Source organism: Geobacter sp. AOG1 (assembly GCF_019972315.1).
Classification (GTDB): Bacteria; Desulfobacterota; Desulfuromonadia; order Geobacterales; family Geobacteraceae; genus Geomobilimonas.
Map to the genome: position 1 here is coordinate 1,862,848 of NZ_BLIZ01000001.1, position 15,720 is coordinate 1,878,567.

At 51.3% G+C, this 15,720-nt stretch carries 12 protein-coding genes; 3 read left to right on the forward strand and 9 right to left on the reverse strand.

Translation table 11 applies throughout. The features are described from left to right. Positions 1-83: 83 nt before the first annotated feature. From LDN04_RS08585 to LDN04_RS08595, 3 genes are all read left to right on the forward strand, one after another. On the forward strand, positions 84-1,445 hold the full coding sequence (locus LDN04_RS08585) for a cytochrome c biogenesis protein ResB (RefSeq protein WP_223908888.1): 1,362 nt from the start codon (positions 84-86) through the stop codon (positions 1,443-1,445). Next, complete coding sequence (locus tag LDN04_RS08590; protein WP_223908889.1) at positions 1,442-2,506, forward strand: WG repeat-containing protein; 1,065 nt, start codon at positions 1,442-1,444, stop codon at positions 2,504-2,506. The genes LDN04_RS08585 and LDN04_RS08590 overlap by 4 nt, the downstream gene beginning before the upstream one ends. Before the next feature lie 102 nt (positions 2,507-2,608). Further along, positions 2,609-5,047, forward strand: a complete 2,439-nt coding sequence (locus LDN04_RS08595; protein ID WP_223908890.1) for a YfhO family protein — start codon at positions 2,609-2,611, stop codon at positions 5,045-5,047. Positions 5,048-5,079: 32 nt separating this feature from the next. Here LDN04_RS08595 and LDN04_RS08600 read toward each other — a convergent pair whose 3' ends face one another. The 9 genes from LDN04_RS08600 to LDN04_RS08640 all read right to left on the reverse strand — a co-directional run bounded on the left by LDN04_RS08600 (position 5,080) and on the right by LDN04_RS08640 (position 15,706). Further along, positions 5,080-6,510, reverse strand: coding sequence for a lipopolysaccharide assembly protein LapB (locus LDN04_RS08600; protein ID WP_223908892.1), 1,431 nt, complete (start codon positions 6,508-6,510; stop codon positions 5,080-5,082). 339 nt (positions 6,511-6,849) lie between these two features. Further along, the gene (locus LDN04_RS08605) at positions 6,850-8,532 is read right to left on the reverse strand and encodes a tetratricopeptide repeat protein (RefSeq protein ID WP_223908894.1); all 1,683 of its coding nucleotides are present in this window, start codon (positions 8,530-8,532) and stop codon (positions 6,850-6,852) included. 55 nt (positions 8,533-8,587) lie between these two features. After that, positions 8,588-9,277 (reverse strand): glycosyltransferase family 2 protein, encoded by a 690-nt coding sequence (locus tag LDN04_RS08610; protein ID WP_223908896.1) that lies wholly within the window; start codon positions 9,275-9,277, stop codon positions 8,588-8,590. A 42-nt stretch (positions 9,278-9,319) separates the two neighbouring features. Further along, complete coding sequence (locus tag LDN04_RS08615) at positions 9,320-10,669, reverse strand: hypothetical protein (protein WP_223908898.1); 1,350 nt, start codon at positions 10,667-10,669, stop codon at positions 9,320-9,322. Then, positions 10,666-12,168 carry a hypothetical protein gene (locus LDN04_RS08620; protein ID WP_223908899.1) on the reverse strand — a complete coding sequence of 501 codons (1,503 nt, stop codon included), beginning with the start codon at positions 12,166-12,168 and terminating at the stop codon, positions 10,666-10,668. Before LDN04_RS08620 ends, LDN04_RS08615 begins: the two co-directional genes overlap by 4 nt. Before the next feature lie 118 nt (positions 12,169-12,286). Next, complete coding sequence (locus LDN04_RS08625) at positions 12,287-12,625, reverse strand: hypothetical protein (RefSeq protein ID WP_223908901.1); 339 nt, start codon at positions 12,623-12,625, stop codon at positions 12,287-12,289. Between the two features lie 175 nt (positions 12,626-12,800). Beyond that, entirely contained in the window at positions 12,801-13,619 is an 819-nt protein-coding gene (locus LDN04_RS08630; protein ID WP_223908902.1) for a dolichyl-phosphate beta-glucosyltransferase, read from the reverse strand. After that, positions 13,594-15,222 carry a glycosyltransferase family 39 protein gene (locus tag LDN04_RS08635; RefSeq protein WP_223908904.1) on the reverse strand — a complete coding sequence of 543 codons (1,629 nt, stop codon included), beginning with the start codon at positions 15,220-15,222 and terminating at the stop codon, positions 13,594-13,596. Before LDN04_RS08635 ends, LDN04_RS08630 begins: the two co-directional genes overlap by 26 nt. A 28-nt stretch (positions 15,223-15,250) precedes the next feature. Beyond that, on the reverse strand, positions 15,251-15,706 hold the full coding sequence (locus LDN04_RS08640) for a hypothetical protein (protein WP_223908905.1): 456 nt from the start codon (positions 15,704-15,706) through the stop codon (positions 15,251-15,253). Positions 15,707-15,720 lie beyond the last annotated feature (14 nt).

Consider the following 15,720-nt stretch of genomic DNA (forward strand, 5'->3'; position numbering starts at 1 on the left):
CTTTTCTCCTCTCTCATCGGCTCTGCTTCATCCCTCATTGGCGTACTACATTTCAAGAAGCTTCAGGTTGCGATACCTTCCCCATGCATAATAAATTTATAAAATTTCTGAGTTCTCTCCGTTTCACTTTACTGCTCATTTCCCTGCTCGGCGTGATGTTCCTGGCAGGGCTCTGGATTCCGCAGCGAAGCCTGTTGTCGCAGGCTATGTATAGTCAGTGGAAACACAACTCTCCCTCACTGGTAGCGTTCTTCGAGACGTTCGGGTTTACTTCCATCTACGCCTCGCCGTTCATGCTGACACTCTGGGTCTTGTTTTTTATCAACCTGGCGCTCGTCATGTGGCAGCGGATTCCCCTGATCAAGAAGCGAATAGCCCTTCCCGAAGGGCAACCGGGAAACCCTGAATCAGCTTCCGGTTACCCGTTTCATGCCACGTACCGACTGCCAACCGGTATGGACGGCTCGACAATCCTTGGTTTGCTGCGCAAGCGGGGCTTTGCCGTGATAGGGGACAGCAATGGCTTCTGCGGAGTAAAAAACCGCTTTTCACCGATTGCCTTCGGGCTCTTTCACATCAGTTTCTTTCTCATCCTCCTCGGGGGGATGATCAGCGTATATACCAGGTTCACCGGCGTGATCGATCTTGCTGAAGGAGAGACTTTTCAGGGAGAAGTGGCCCGTTATACTGCGTCACCCAAAATGCCGAAGATCGGCCCCCCTCCCAGGGTTTCGTTCACGGTTAAAAGCATTCTTCCCATGCTTACCCGCGGGGTGCCGACCGGCCTCAAGGTGCGCATGGTGGACGACCGAGGAGTGGAACACGAAGCCGATGTCAACCGCCCTTACAAGGCCGACAACTCCTCCTTCATTGTCAGCACCGTGGGTCCGGCGCCGCTGTTCGTAGTCCAGGACCGGTCAGGTAAGGAAATCGATGGCGCGTATACGAAGCTGAACGTCATGGGAGGAAAGGAAGACGTCTTTTCCTTGGCGGGGTATCATTTCCGGGCGGTTTTCTATCCCGATTACTACATAAAAAATGGCGCGCCAGCCAGTCATTCCGCGGAATTCAAAAACCCGGTCTTCATGATAAGCGTGGAGCGGCAAGGGAAAACGATCACCACGGGGACCGTGACCAAAGGTGGCTCCCTTGCGTTTGCCGACTACCAGCTGATGCTGAAAGAACTGCCGTACTGGGTACGCTTTTCGGTCTTCAAGGAGCGGGGACTCTCCATAATTTATGCGGGGTTTGCTATCGCATCGCTGGCGGTTGTCTGGCGGTTTCTTTTCTACCGAAGAGAGGTTATCGGCATCGTGAGGGAAGAAGAGGGGGAGTCGCTTCTTGTTGTTGCAGGCCGGTCTGAATTTTACAAGAGTCTCACTGAAGACGAATTCACTGCTATGTTCAACAAGCTACTTGATAATGACGGGAGAACTGACACATGAGACGTATGATCGGACTGGCCCTTGCGGCGCTGCTGCTTTGTACCGCATGTCAACGTGAAGGAACAAAAGTTGCCGAGAAGGCAGATTCATACCGCCTGCTGGTGAAAAGCCAGGGGAAATACGGATTCTGCGATCGGAATGGCCAAATGGTGGTTCCCGCCCAGTACGAAAATGCGTCGATCTTTGCCGAGGGCCTGGCGGCCGTGCGCCAGAACGGCAAAGACGGTTACATCGATGTGAAGGGGAATATGGTGATTCCGCCTCGCTTCGATGCCGGTTCCATTTTCAAGGAAGACAGAGCGGCGGTCAAGAACGGTAACAGGTGGAGCTACATCGACAAGAAAGGCGAACAGGTCACCGAATCGCGCTATGTCTTTACCTTTGCCTTTACGGAAGGATTGTCGTCGGTCGTCGTTATCGAAAAAGACGGTTACAAGGCCGGTTATATCGGAAAAGATGGCAAATTCGCCATCACCCCCCGATTCTTTGATGCATCCTATTTTTCCGAAGGGCTTGCTTCGGTAAGAATTGGCAAACAGCGCGGTTACATCGATAAATCGGGACAGATGATCATCGAACCGCAATATTTCGAGGCAGGGGCGTTTAAGGATGGACTTGCCAGGGTAAAGATCAATGGGAAATATGGCAAAGTAGGATTTATCGACCATAAGGGCGCGCTGGTCATTCCTGCACAGTATGGCAACGCCACCAACTTCAACGAAGGGGTTGCTGCAGTGAGCAAGGATGGTAAATGGGTGCTGATTGATACAAAGGGCAACCAGATCATGGATCGGCAATTCGATTCTCCCACAATTTTTAGCGAGGGGCTTGCGCCGGTCGTGCAGGAGAAGAAGATCGGCTATATGGACAAGCAGGGGAAAATGGTGATCGCACCGAAATATGAAGCCGGTTCCATCTTCGTCAACGGCCTCGCGCCGGTAAAGGTGGGGGAAAAGTGCGGTTACATCGACAAGAAGGGTGAAATGGTGATCAAGCCCGAATTCGACTGGGATGGACGTCTGATTGACCAGTACACCTCTTATTACACCACCTTTCACTGAGCTTTGCGTTACATGACCTGCCTTTTGGGTCGGATCCGGCATGAGATCTGAACAGGAGTCGGGGCTACTATTGTCAATCTTTGCAGAGAAAGCGGTTCGCGCGTGGACGCTTTGTTCAAGTCACCTAAGTCAAGCAACACACGTTATGTAGTGGTTTGCCTCTGCCTCGCGCTCGGCGTGCTGTTTTGGCCGGTTTTCTTCCAAGGAAAAGTGATCGTGCCGGGAGATATACCGGCGAGCAACCCCTTTCTTTATAACCGGGACAACGTCCCCCCTCTTCCCCCCCAGAATACGCTATTAAGCGACGAAATCGAACAGTTCTACGTTTGGCACAGCATTGCTGCCAAAACCATGCAGGCAGAAGGTCATGTACCCCTCTGGAATCCGTATATTTTTACCGGCCAAGCGCTGGTTGCCAACTCCCAATCATCTCTGTTCTATCCCCCAAATCTATTGCTTCGCGTACTCTCTCCGGGGAAGGTAGCAACCATCCGGGTCATTTTCAATCTGCTCTTCGCGGGTATGTTCACGTTTTTCTTCTGTCGCGAACTGCGGATTTCAAATAAAGGAGCCCTTTTATCCGCCATTTCCTTTTCTTTTTCCGGGCCGCTGATAGTTTGGGTGGGGTTTCCCCTGGCAAATGTCCTGGTTTGTCTCCCTTTTCTGATGTGGGCGGGCGAAAAACTGCTGCGGCGAAACAACCTGTTCCGAACTGCCATGCTCGGAGCAGGCATGGGGCTGTCGCTACTGAGCGGACATCCTGAGACAACGTTCCAGATTCTTGCAGTGTTTTCGCTCTACTTCCTGGCACGATTGGTGTTTCTGGAGTCAGGTTTCCGGGGAAAAGCCGGGTTCCTTGGCTCTTTCCTGTTGGCCGTAATTATCGGAGCCGTAATCAGCGGTATACAGCTGGTGCCATTTCTCGATTTCATGGTGCAGAGCTCGACATTTGCCCGTGGCGGGCGGGCTTCGGATGTGGGAGGAAGTCTTTTCTATTCGCAAGAGTGGCTTGAAAACATTACCACAGCAGTCACTTTCCTCTGCCCGAATTTCTTCGGCAACCCTCTGGACCACAGCTATATCTGGCCTTTCACAAGCTTCCAGAACTATAACGAACAATCCGCATACTTCGGTTTGACTCCTTTGGCGTTGGTAGCCGGTTCGTTTTTTGCCGGTTCAAAGAATAGGCCGTTGCTTATCATTTCTGCCCTGGCTGTGTTCTGTATAGGGGTCGCCTGGCATCTCCCGGGTTTTGAAGCCATCAGTCATCTGCCGGTATTTTCCATGGCTCCCAGCAAGAGATTGCGGCTTCCGTTTGTTTTTCTGGCCGCAGTTCTGGCTGGCTTTGGCTATGACAGTTTTCTCTGTCAGCTAAAATCCGCCCAAAGGAAGAGTAAGGGCTTTTATGCCGCTGCAGCCGTTATCCTGGCGACCATCCTGTTCTTTCTCAGTATGTTTATCCTTAAATGCACCGTTGCAAACGCCTTCCCTCCCGGAACCTTTGGCCATAAAATCTTTCACTCGGTCTTTGCGTTACAGCAATGGCGGACGTACCTTCCCTTTGCCATTGCAATTGCCATCGTCCTCGGCTATCTCGTCAGTCTGCGCTTTTCCCATTTTTCACGTTTCTTCCCCGGCCTGTTGTTTGCCCTGACGGTATTTGAACTGTGTGCGCTGGCTTGGGGTTACAACCCAATGGTCAAAGAATCCGAGATCCTGCCGTCTGTTCCCGCGGTGGAATTTCTGCAAAAAAAAGAGCAGCAACTTTACCGGATTCTGACGACTGACGGATATTTTTATCCGAACTATGGCGCAGTCTACGGGATTGCCGATGTAGCCGGCTACGATGTGCCGGTGTACCGGCGGTTTTCGGAGCTCTATCTTGCCCAGGGAGGGCCGAGCGTCGGCGGGCAGATCGATTCCCGGCAGCAGTGGGACCCAAATTGGCCGCTGGTCGATTTCCTCAACGTCAGGTACGTCATATCCCCGCGTGACCTCCCTCCGGACAAGTTCAAGATGCTTTTCGAAAATCGATACTTCGCGATTTACGAAAATCAGCAGGCCTTGCCGAGAGCATTTATGGTCTACGACAGCGAGGTCATCCCAGACCGCAGGGTGATGCTGGATAAAATGCTTGATAAAAAAATGGATTTCCGCAGAAAAGTTTTATTGGATGAAGCGCCCCAGCCCCCGGTCGCTGCCATGTCCCTTCCTCCCGCAGGATATCTCGTGGAGCAGGTGAAGTATGCCCCCGATGAAGTCGTTTTGCGGGTCACCAGCGACAAACCCGGCATTCTTGTCATGAGTGACCTGTATACCCCGGACTGGCGCGTACAGGTAGATGACCGGGAGGCAAAGCTGTATCGGGCCAACTACGCCTACCGGGCCGTTTCCGTCCCGCAAGGAAGGCATACCGTCACCTTTCGTTATTCACCCGTCTCATATAAAATTGGAGTGGCAATGACCCTGTGCGGGATGGTTGTCCTAGCGGCAATTGGTGGGCTGGCAGTGCGCAGACGGGGACATGAGGTAAGGCGATGATCTGTCGTGCCCCGTTGCTTGATGGGGTTTTTTCACTTTTCGCGTGAGCCCGTCGTTTTTCCCTGCTTCTGATGCACCAGGTTGAGAGTGCTTTTCGCAGCAGCATTTGAAGGATCAAGTGCCAGTGCTTGTTCGAGGTATCTTGTTGCGGTCGCAAAATCATCCTGTTCGTAGCCCAAACGTCCCATGTCAATGAGTGCGGGAACAAAGTTGGGTTTTGCCAGTAATGCGCGCCACAAAATATTCTTCGCGTGAATGTACTCATGTTCAGCAATAAACTTTTCCCCTTCGCGGCAAAATACTTCAGCCATTCTGGTCACCTCTTCTTCAAACGCGGGGATCGCTTCGCGGGCCTTGCTAAGGTATGAGTCGGCCAGTTGTTTATTTCCCTTCTGCTCGTAAATCATATTCAGCAACACGTACGGTTCGGGGTTGGCAGAATCTTGCTTCAGGGCCTTGATCAGCAATTCCTCGGCCGTGTCGAGCCTGTTTGTTTCCACGAATATGGAGGCGGCACCGGTCAGAAACAAGGGGGGGATATCCGGTTTGGAGCAGGCAATGGCAATATAGCGCTCGGCATTAGCCCTGTCACTCCTGTTGTAATAGTAGAGTCCGAGATTGCGATAGCCGACGAACATCTCCGGAGCATCGTTTGCCATCCGGGTGAAAAGCGTTTCGTCATCTTTCCAGACGTTGTTCTGCCTGATATCAGCACGTGCATAAACTGTGCAGATTATCACCATGATAACGGTCATGCCTCGCTTGTCGGTCTTGCAGATGAAGGTTGCCACCCCAAGGGCAAAGCCCATCAACGAGAAATAGGCATAACGGTCCGCAATCAGGGAATTTGAGACGAGCGGAATAATGTTGACTACAGGGAGCAGGAAAATAAGAAACCAGTAGACGGAAAACGACAGTTCTTTGTCTCTCCTGTAGATGAAAACAATACCTGTCAGAAGGATCACAACCAGCAAGCAGAGGATGCAGAGAGGGATGGTGGTGCTTTCGTCGTACATGACCTTTAGCTGAAATGGATAGATCATGTTCAGCAGGTATCTCACTACCAGGTAGGGGGTCAGCCATAACTGCTTTGAAAACCTGATTGTCTCCAAAAAGTTTGCTTTCTGGACGGCAACTGACCGGAGAGCCAGATAACAGACGATTGATATGAAGTAAGGAATATAGGTGCTGAAACGAACCTTTTTCTGCTGCAGCCGATAATCATGAAAAAGAAAGACCAGCGGCAATAACAGGGCAAATTCCTTCGAAAAAATTGCACACGTGAAACAGACGACCGCCAGGATATGTTTCCCCTTGGTGTAAAGAAGCAACGACAGTAACGCAAAACTGGCGCAGAGAAGAGTATTCCGGCCACCGGCATGAAAGTTAACGGTTTCTCCGGCCAGGGGATGCACGGCAAATATCATGGCCGCAACGAAAGCAAGTCGTTCCTTAGTGAACAATGCCGCGATTACCGCGTAGAAGAGAAGTGCAACGAGGATGTGGAGTACCAGATTGGTAATGGTGAAACCGAGCGGATTCAACCCCCATATGGCCCGGTCCAGTGCAAAAGAAATATAGGCCATTGGGCGGTAATAACCCGTTGCGGCGGTAACCTTGTCTTCTGAAAGAAAAAAAAGAGGGATGTTCCCAAGTTTTTCCAGAAGGGGATTATGAACGATGATATCGGTATCGTCCCACACGAAGCCGTGGTTGAGAATGTTCCCGTAAACCGCCACTACCAGCAGGATGATGAGTCCAAGCCGGTATAGGGGATTGGGTGTGTCCGTCATATCAGACATTCATTGGTTCGCTTTCTGCTTCAAGCACATCTCCAGATTCTGGCGAGCGGTCTCTGACTCCGGTTTCAACCGCACTACCTCGGAAAAATGACGTAGTGCTTCATCCCATCGTTTAAGGCCCATGAGAGCATTCCCCAGATTGTAATGAGCGCCAGCATTGTCCGGTTCACGACGCAGTACTTCGCCGTAATGCATCATGGCTTCTTCAACCCTTCCTTGGGCTTGAAGGGCGACGGCAATATTGTAGTGTGCATATTGGGAGCCGGGATTTATCGAGAGGGCCGTTGAAAAATCGTTGATGGCGTCTTTCGGTTTTCCCTGCTTCGAATAGATAATTCCCCTATTGACATAGGCATCGGCAAATCGAGGGTTCAACTGCTGGGCTCTGGAATAGTGGACAAGAGCGTCCTGAAGCATATTCTCGTCGTAAAGGGCCTTGCCAAGCATGTAATGCGCATAATAATTGTCGGAGGTTACGGCGATGGCATGGGAAAACAGGGTGTTGCTGTTTTTCCAGCAGCGCTCATAACTCCAGCTAACTGCACTGTATGCGGTTAGAGCCCCCGCGGTAGCCAGTGCAAGCGGAATGCGCCAGGCCGGCCGATCCCCCGCAAGGTCCGCTACCCCCCAAACGACCGCAATGAAGATCCCGATCAAGGGGAAATACGTGTAACGGTCCGCCATGGATTGCAGACCCACCTGTACTATTCCGATAACCGGCACAAGCGTGCCGAGAAACCAGAGCCAGCCGACGAGAATATAGGGACGCCTGCGTGATAACGCAGAGGCACCATATGAAGTCAGCAGCAGGAGTATTGCGGAACTCACGCTATGAAGTATCGGAATTGACGGAGGGAGAGGATAAAGAACAGCGAGATCGGAAGGCCAGACCGTTTTGCCCAGGTAACGCAGGTAGGCTGTCACGGCATTGCCGATGCGAAACGACAGGGGGGTGACGTCCAGGGGATGCAGAGCCCCTTTTTGCACAAATATGGTGATGCAACTGGAGAGTAGCGCCAATGCAAACAGAGGTAGTTTTTCCATAACCAGCCGGGAGAGCGGCAGTTTGCTACCGGCCCGACACGATCGTTCATCGACAGTTTCCGAACTCCAGGGCACAAACCGCCGCAATGGCCAGTAATCGAGCAGAAGCAGGACAAACGGCAGGGTAACAAGCATCGGCTTGCTCATCAAACCGAGCGAGAAACATCCGCATAGCGCCAAATAACGCCAGGTGCCGTTTCGTTGCACATACGAGGCGTACGCCAGCAGCGTCAACAATGCGAAGCATGTCGAGAGCACGTCCTTCCGCTCTGCTACCCAGGCAACCGATTCCACATGTAACGGATGAATAGCAAAGAGTGAGGCGACGACCATACTGCGCCAGGCAGAGCCGGTGATTTTGTTGAGGAGCAGGAAAAGCAGGCAGGCATTGGCAGTATGGAGGAGCAGGTTCATCAGGTGATGTCCCTGCGGATTCATGTCAAACAGTTCGACATCCACCATATGCGATAGCCAGGTGACGGGATGCCAGTTGGCGGCATAGCCTGACGTGAAGGCCCAGATGACATTCTCGATTGAGACTCCGGACGTTACATGTCTGTTGCTGGTAACATACTGAAAGTCATCGTAGTTTAAAAAGTCATTGCCCAGTACTCCCCAGAAAACGGCAACTGTCAGCACGCAGAGGAAGCTGCAAAAGGCTACGTTTGTTCGGACCGAGCGGTTCATAATGCCCTTATGTCATGACCCGGTATTTGATGATGCACCAGATTGCCTTAACCCCATCCTTCCAGCCGATCTTTTTCCCCTCGATATAGGTACGGCCGCTGTAGGAAATACCGACTTCGAAAATTCTGCAACCTGCTCTGGCTACCTTTGCAGTTATTTCGGGCTCGAAGCCGAAGCGGTCCTGTTCAAGCTTGATCCCTTTGATGATGTCAGCCCTGAACACTTTATAGCAGGTCTCCATGTCGGTCAGATTCAGGTTGGTGAGCATGTTTGACATGAGCGTCAAAAATCGGTTTCCCAGATAGTGCCAAAAGTAGAGGACGCGATGCTCCTCGCCACCAGCGAATCTAGAGCCGTACACGACATCGGCCCTGCCGTCGACAATCGGTTTGACAAGTTTCGGATATTCGGCCGGATCGTATTCCAGGTCGGCATCCTGAATTATCACTATGTCTCCGGTGATATGCCCCAGACCGGTTCTGATGGCACACCCCTTTCCCCTGTTTTTTTCGTGGCAGACCACTTTGAGGCTGCCGTACTTACCAACCAACCCCGCGAGCCTTTCCCGGGTACCGTCTGTTGAAAAATCATCGACAACAATGATCTCTTTGGCAAGAGGAACAGCCATCACGCGTTTCAGCAGTTCATCGATGGTTGTCACTTCGTTGAAGACAGGAATTATAATGCTCAGAATCATGTGTGGCATCCTCACTACTGCTGCCGGGATCTGATAGGTGAATCAGCGGGAGGTCAGGTTAAAGAATGTTTTGACGAAATAGTCCCATGTAGTGCCATCAAAAGGGATGACGCCTGTCCAATACTTGAGCATCAGCCATGTAGAAAGTATCACACACAGAAGCGTCAGAACTATCATAAATCGCTTCCAGAATAAAGATGACGATCCTTCGTAGAGAGAGCAGAAGCATATCGCAAAAAGCGGAAGTGATTCTATAAATGCCCTGTGGCCGAACGAACCGCCATAGAACCAGCTATGCCATGCGGATATGACGTAAATATTTAACGGCAAAAAAAGTAAGGTTGGTGCCAAGAACTCGCGGGCGCCTTTCCGCACATAATACAAACCGGGAATGACCAGCAGAAGAATGGGAGACCAGAAAAACAGTCCCTTACGGACACTGAACAACACATTGAAAATCTCAGGACGTGCAAAATTGAAATACTCGCCACGATATGAAAATACAACAAAATGCCCGGTAATGATTTTCCAGTACAGTAGTTGCAGGGAAATGACACAGGCACACGGCAGGACGCCATACACTACCTTGGTTACGTGGCGCTTCCAGAAGGAAAGTCTGTCCGACAGAGCATGGAGAGAGTCCACGCCGTAAAAGATGGCAAAGAGCAACCAAAGTCCGTTTGTGGGCCGTGTGATGACGATCAGGCCAGCTAATGCTCCTCCGCTTATGAAATACCGTGCGGAATCCTGTGAATAGATGCGTTGAATGATGTAAAGAAAGGCTGAGCAGAGAAAAAATGAGTACACATGACTGAAGACACTGTCATAGGTCGCATAGTGAAAGAGGTTTGTCCCGAATACCATGCCGACCATGGCAAGGAGGATGGTGTTTTGCCTGAATCGCCTTTCCAGCACTTTCCAAAGTATGGCAATGCCGGCGATTGCGTAGAACAAGCCGGCAATTGCGGCAGCGTATTGAAAAAGCGGCGAAAAGCCATCAACGGGAGTGTCGGTAACAAACGCCGCGATGCATGCCAAGAAAAAAAACGGCAGCATCAGAAGTGCTTCGCCCAAGGGATATTTTATCAGGTAATTTGTGGAATCTTCCCACAGAGCGGGGCCGGAGTATTGCCACAGCGAGGGGGTCACGTCAGGGATATGTCCGTTGTTAAAGACCTCGGCAATGCTCTGCAGGCTTAAGTCGTGATATATGAACGTTGCCGGGAGATAGAGGTAATAACCGAGGCCGTCACTGCGAATCGGCGGGAAGTTCAGCCGCAGGGAGTAAACCGCCATTATGCCGATGATTCCCAGAATGGCCACCGACAAGAGGAAGAACCAGCGTGGATTTTGCCGAACTGGCGTATCTGATGGGGTTGTCCTGTCCGTCATTGTCGCAAGGCCTCTATGGTGTGGTCCGGATCGAAGAGGTAGGCGCAGTAACTCTCATCGGTGGCAATCTCGGCGTTGCGACAACCTATCAATTGCAGTTTGGGTTGCAACTCCGCTGGAGGCGGGAATTTTTTCATAACAAAGTCATCGACGAGCACGACCGCCGGAGACCCGGTTTTTGCGGCCATCTGCAACGGTTCGCCCCAGACGATCGAGTGCTGCATCCGGGCAGTATCCCATACGACATACGAACCGTATCGGTCGCCGCAGGGATAGAACGCAGAGCGTTTGTTCAGGTAGCCTACCACGGGCATGCCGGTAACATCGAGGTCGGCAATCAGCGGCAGTTTGTCGAGCCCTCGCTCACGGATCATGTCGGCTGTCGCCTTGGCCGCGGAGAAGGTGTACTTGTACTCGCCAGCGACCGCAATCAGTGCACCGGCAAGGTGCACGGCCAGGATAACCGGGAAAAGCAGTGCAACGGCCCTTTCCGAGCGTCGCGCTGCAACATCCAGCAGGCCAGCCAGGGTGACCGGCTGCATGGTCCTGGCGAGCCACAAAGCGGTCCCACAGCAGACAAAAAGAAATCCGTGATGCCGCAGATAGCCGACATGCTTTACGTAGAAGAAAGCCAGCAATCCCAGGCTGCCGCACAGGTAATAGACAAGCGCTAGCGGACGGCGCAACAGGGCCAACGAGACAATGATAAGGAGGAGGGGAGCGCCGACCCAGGAAAAGTTGCGATACAGAGAAAATGCCGCAAGGAATTCGGTTTCCCAGAAACCGGGACCGGCATTCGGCAATGGCAGATAGGCGGCGGTCATGTTCTTCAAAACCTTTACCAGTTTGACCGGATCGTAACTGAAGTGCCAACCCATTGCGTAACCGGAATCGTGCGGCGGGATCATCTGCCAAATTGCAAAGGCGATACTCACTGCCGCGATGCCGATTCCACACCAGCTTTGCTTGATTTTTGTCGGTTGAGGCCTGAAGATGACGGTCTCGATAGTCAGCATGAGAAGGGCGGCGATGGCAAGAATACAGGCAAGCATGCTGCTGTTCCCCGCCACCAGGAGCAGGACGCCAAGCAATAAAGGCCGTTCACGGCGGTACGGGAAGAGTGTGCAGAATGCTACCAGGGCGAGGAGCCCAAGGGAGTAGTTACGCGCAATGGAGCCGTACTCGTAGATGGGATAATATCCCAAGGCAACGGCGGTGCGTACCCACCGGGAGACTGGTGCGTTACGGGCGATCAGGAAGACGGCGCTGGCGGCGACCCCCAGGTTCAGCCACTGAATTGATTCGGGATTGATGGTGAAAACCGTGAGGGGCCAGATCAGGAGGTACCAGAGTGAGGGGTGGCCATCGTATCTGATGTTGTGGAAGATGTCGAATAACGAACGGCTGTCACGGGCTATGAGCCAAGGACCCATCTCATCGCGCCACATCTCGTGATGAAATGTGGAGAAACCTGCATACAGCAGGAAAATTATGGCCACCGAAAATGCAAAACGAGTTTCCCGATCTGAAACGCACCTTGGCGATTTGATGTCAAGCCCATCGTGCAAGACAAATCCTCATATCAGTAAATTTTTGGCTAAAGGAATAAAAAGAGCGTTATTTTGCTTTCTCCAATACGACAGTTGCGCCATTTACCTCCAACTCCAACTTGTTTCCCGCCAATTTGCCAAAGTATTCCGCCTTGTCTTCTTTAATCTTAATCTTCCCGTCCTTCGAGATTGTCCATTGAAACGGTAATTTATTCATTTCAGCTGCTATCTTACCGGCATGACCTGGAACAACTGTTGACGTGAATCCCGTATTGTCTTTATTAAATTCTGCAACAAAGCCCTGGACTGTCGGGCTCTTCCATTTGCCGACGAGCCTTGTTTCCGGCTTGCTGCATCCGATCATACATAGCATCAAAATTGATAGTAGAATCATTGAGCTTTTCATCGTCATCTCCTCAAAAATATGGTTTTACTTCAAAGGTATCAGCATAGATGCCAAGCATGTATCGGTTTATCAACGCTTGGGGGAATCCTGCAACTCTGTACACGCGTTTATACCGCATTCCATTTACTTTCACAAGGATCCTGCTTCACTTGCACGCAGTATTGGCGCGTCCTGATCACTTCGGAATGGTATTCTTCCCCTCTACAGATAAAGAGTTGGGTTGATAAGCTCCTGTCATTTCATTGAGCCGTATCTTGAATATATCCGTTAACATTCGAAGTGAATCCACGATCAGGTTGACTTTAGAACCCGCTATATCGGTCCAATTAACCGGCACTTCCGTAATGCGGTACCCGTTTCGCTGGCAGAGATAAAGAATTTCGACATCGAACCCGAAACCATCGATGCGTTGGAGTTGAAATACCTCCTGTGCTGCTTCGGCAGTGAATAGTTTAAAGCCGCACTGGGTATCATGGATTCCTTTTACCGTTAGTGCGTTCACAATGCTATGGAAGACTCTCCCGATCACTTTCCGGTGGAGATGGGCGTTTATGGTGCATGAATCATCCTTCATTGCCCGGGAAGCTATCGCCACGTTTGCTCCGCTATCAATGGCTTTTAGAAGCCGTTCCAGTTCCATGATAGGCGTTGCACCATCGGCATCGGTAAAGAGCCGAAGTTTGCCGGACGCATCAAGCATGCCGGTCTTGACCGCATAGCCTTTACCCCGGTTTGCAGGGTGGCGGATGAGCTTAACCCGGTTGTTTCCTTCCATGATGCGTGCAACGGCTTCCGCAGTTGCATCGGCACTCCCATCATCGACGACAATTACCTCATAGGAGAAGTCCTGCCGTTCGAGATATTCCAGGACTCTCGTCAGATATACGGGGAGACGTTTTTCCTCATTGAATGCCGGAATTATTATGGACAGAAAAACAGTGCTCAAATCGAGTCCAGTATCCAAAGTATTAGGACTTGCGTTTATAGACGACAAGATATGACTCCGAGCCGGGAGTGTGTTGTGCCGCATCTGCGTCCCAGAAGTAGCGTGTTTCTGAATCGTACAGTTCAATAACACCGACTTGCTCATAGTGTTCCTGTGCATACGGTTCAAACCAGCTGAAAATCAATCGCGGCGAAGAGGGGCTCCCCAGCCACGAGAATCGGTTTTTGGTGAAGACACAGTAGATCGGTTTTGATTGTTCGATTTCGCGGATCAATTCCTGCTGCATCCTCTCGGCATGCGGTTGGTCTTCCATCAGGCTGTACATGTAAATATAGCCCGTTGCCGACAGTCTTCCGGCGTAGAAGTAAATCTCCGGTTCGGAGCCAAGTACCGCAATCCGGTCGGTGCCAGAGGTGTGATCCTTTATGTAGCGGCCAATTTCGATCGCTGCGGGAAAGGGGGTTGTCCCATATGTTGCAGCACTCGCTTCCAGGGGGGTGAGCTTGAAAAAGTACGATCGTTCCTGGTAGAGACCATACCCGATTGCCGCCATGACGAGGAGCGTGGGGACCATGCGCCCCAGCCATTTTTTACTGTTCGTTCCCGGAGCAATTATATCCTCGATTGCTGCGCATGAAGCGCCCACCAGTAAAGCAATTACCGGCAGGATGAGAATAAAATAGTGCCACCGGAAATAAAAACCCGAACTGACCGCAAGGGACGAAAAGAACAACAGCCCCGCGACAAGCCGCCTGTTTGTGCACCGCCCGCGGTTTGCCATCAGGAAAAGTGCACCTGCGCCTGCCAGGAGCCAGAGTGGAAGATGCGGTTTCACGATGAGCGGAAATGTGCGGTCCAATACGGACAGACCTTGGGCGACTGTCTGGCCGGAGGCGTATTCCCGGACATAGGTGACGGTCCAGAACCAGAATTTTTCAAATGCGCCCGCCTTGAGCACCCAGATTAGGATGAGCGTATAGGGAACGACCAATCCAAACAGAAACAGGGCGAACCCCGTTACCTGAGCCTTTCTGCTGGAGCCGTGCGTGTGGTAACCAGTCCAGGCAAGATGCAGCAATGCGCAGACAGCCAGCAATGCTGCAGGTTGCTTCATGGTGAATGCCAGACCGAAACAGAACCCGCTTAGGAACAGCAGCAATGTGCGGGCTCTATTGTAAGGACTTAGGAGTAAGATGAAGCCAGCCAATGAGAACAGCACAACGAAGTGGGTCGCATGGGCAAAAATGCCGTATACGAACTCACTGAGGGACAAAACAGCGTAGCTTGCGGCGGCGGGGAAAGCAGCTGCACGGTCGAACAGCCGCAATGCCAACAGGTATACAAATAAAACGCACAACCCGTTGACAAGTATCAGCCCCAGGTGAATACCTGAAGGGGTCTGGCCAAATAACGCCATGATAAGTGCGTAGGCACCGCTGACTCCGGGGAGTTTCATGGAATAGGCATGAACATAGGGAGGCATGCCATTGAGCAGGAGTTGCCCCATGTAAGCGTACTCGCCTTCATCGCGCTCAAGGGGAACCTGAAGAAGCCGGATACGGACATAGGCGACAACCGCCAGGACAAGAGCCAGCGGAATATACTGCAGGCATGGCACAAACCTGCCGAGGTCAATGGTTCTTTCTTTCATATGAGCCTAAAACATAAATAGTCCGGTATCAGCGCTGGTAAAAATATGCTTTAAGCTTATCGGCCCTCTTTTTTACCATCATCATTTTGCGTTCTTTTGCCGGGTTTACATATGAGACAATCCAGTAATCCACCCCTTTTTCATCTACCTTGAAATCTTTGAAAGCCGTGTCGTAGTTATTTTTAAGAGGGGTGAACGTTGTGATGATGGTAGTTACCATGTCATCTTTTATTTTATTCCATTTTTCTGCACCTTCTTTTTTGATTATCTCTTGTTCTGTCGTCCCATATTTTTGAGCCGCTGACTCAAAATCAATTAGATCTGCCAATGTCTTGTCACCTGTTGCCGCTTTTTTTATAAATTCTTTGCAAACAATGATCGCAGGGTCATTTTTGCTTGAGCTTGAGCTTGAGCAGGAAATAATGAGCAATAACGCCGCCGCCAGAGATACGCAACTCACCGCAATTCTTGCTAAATTTTTCATAATTCCTCCGTGGT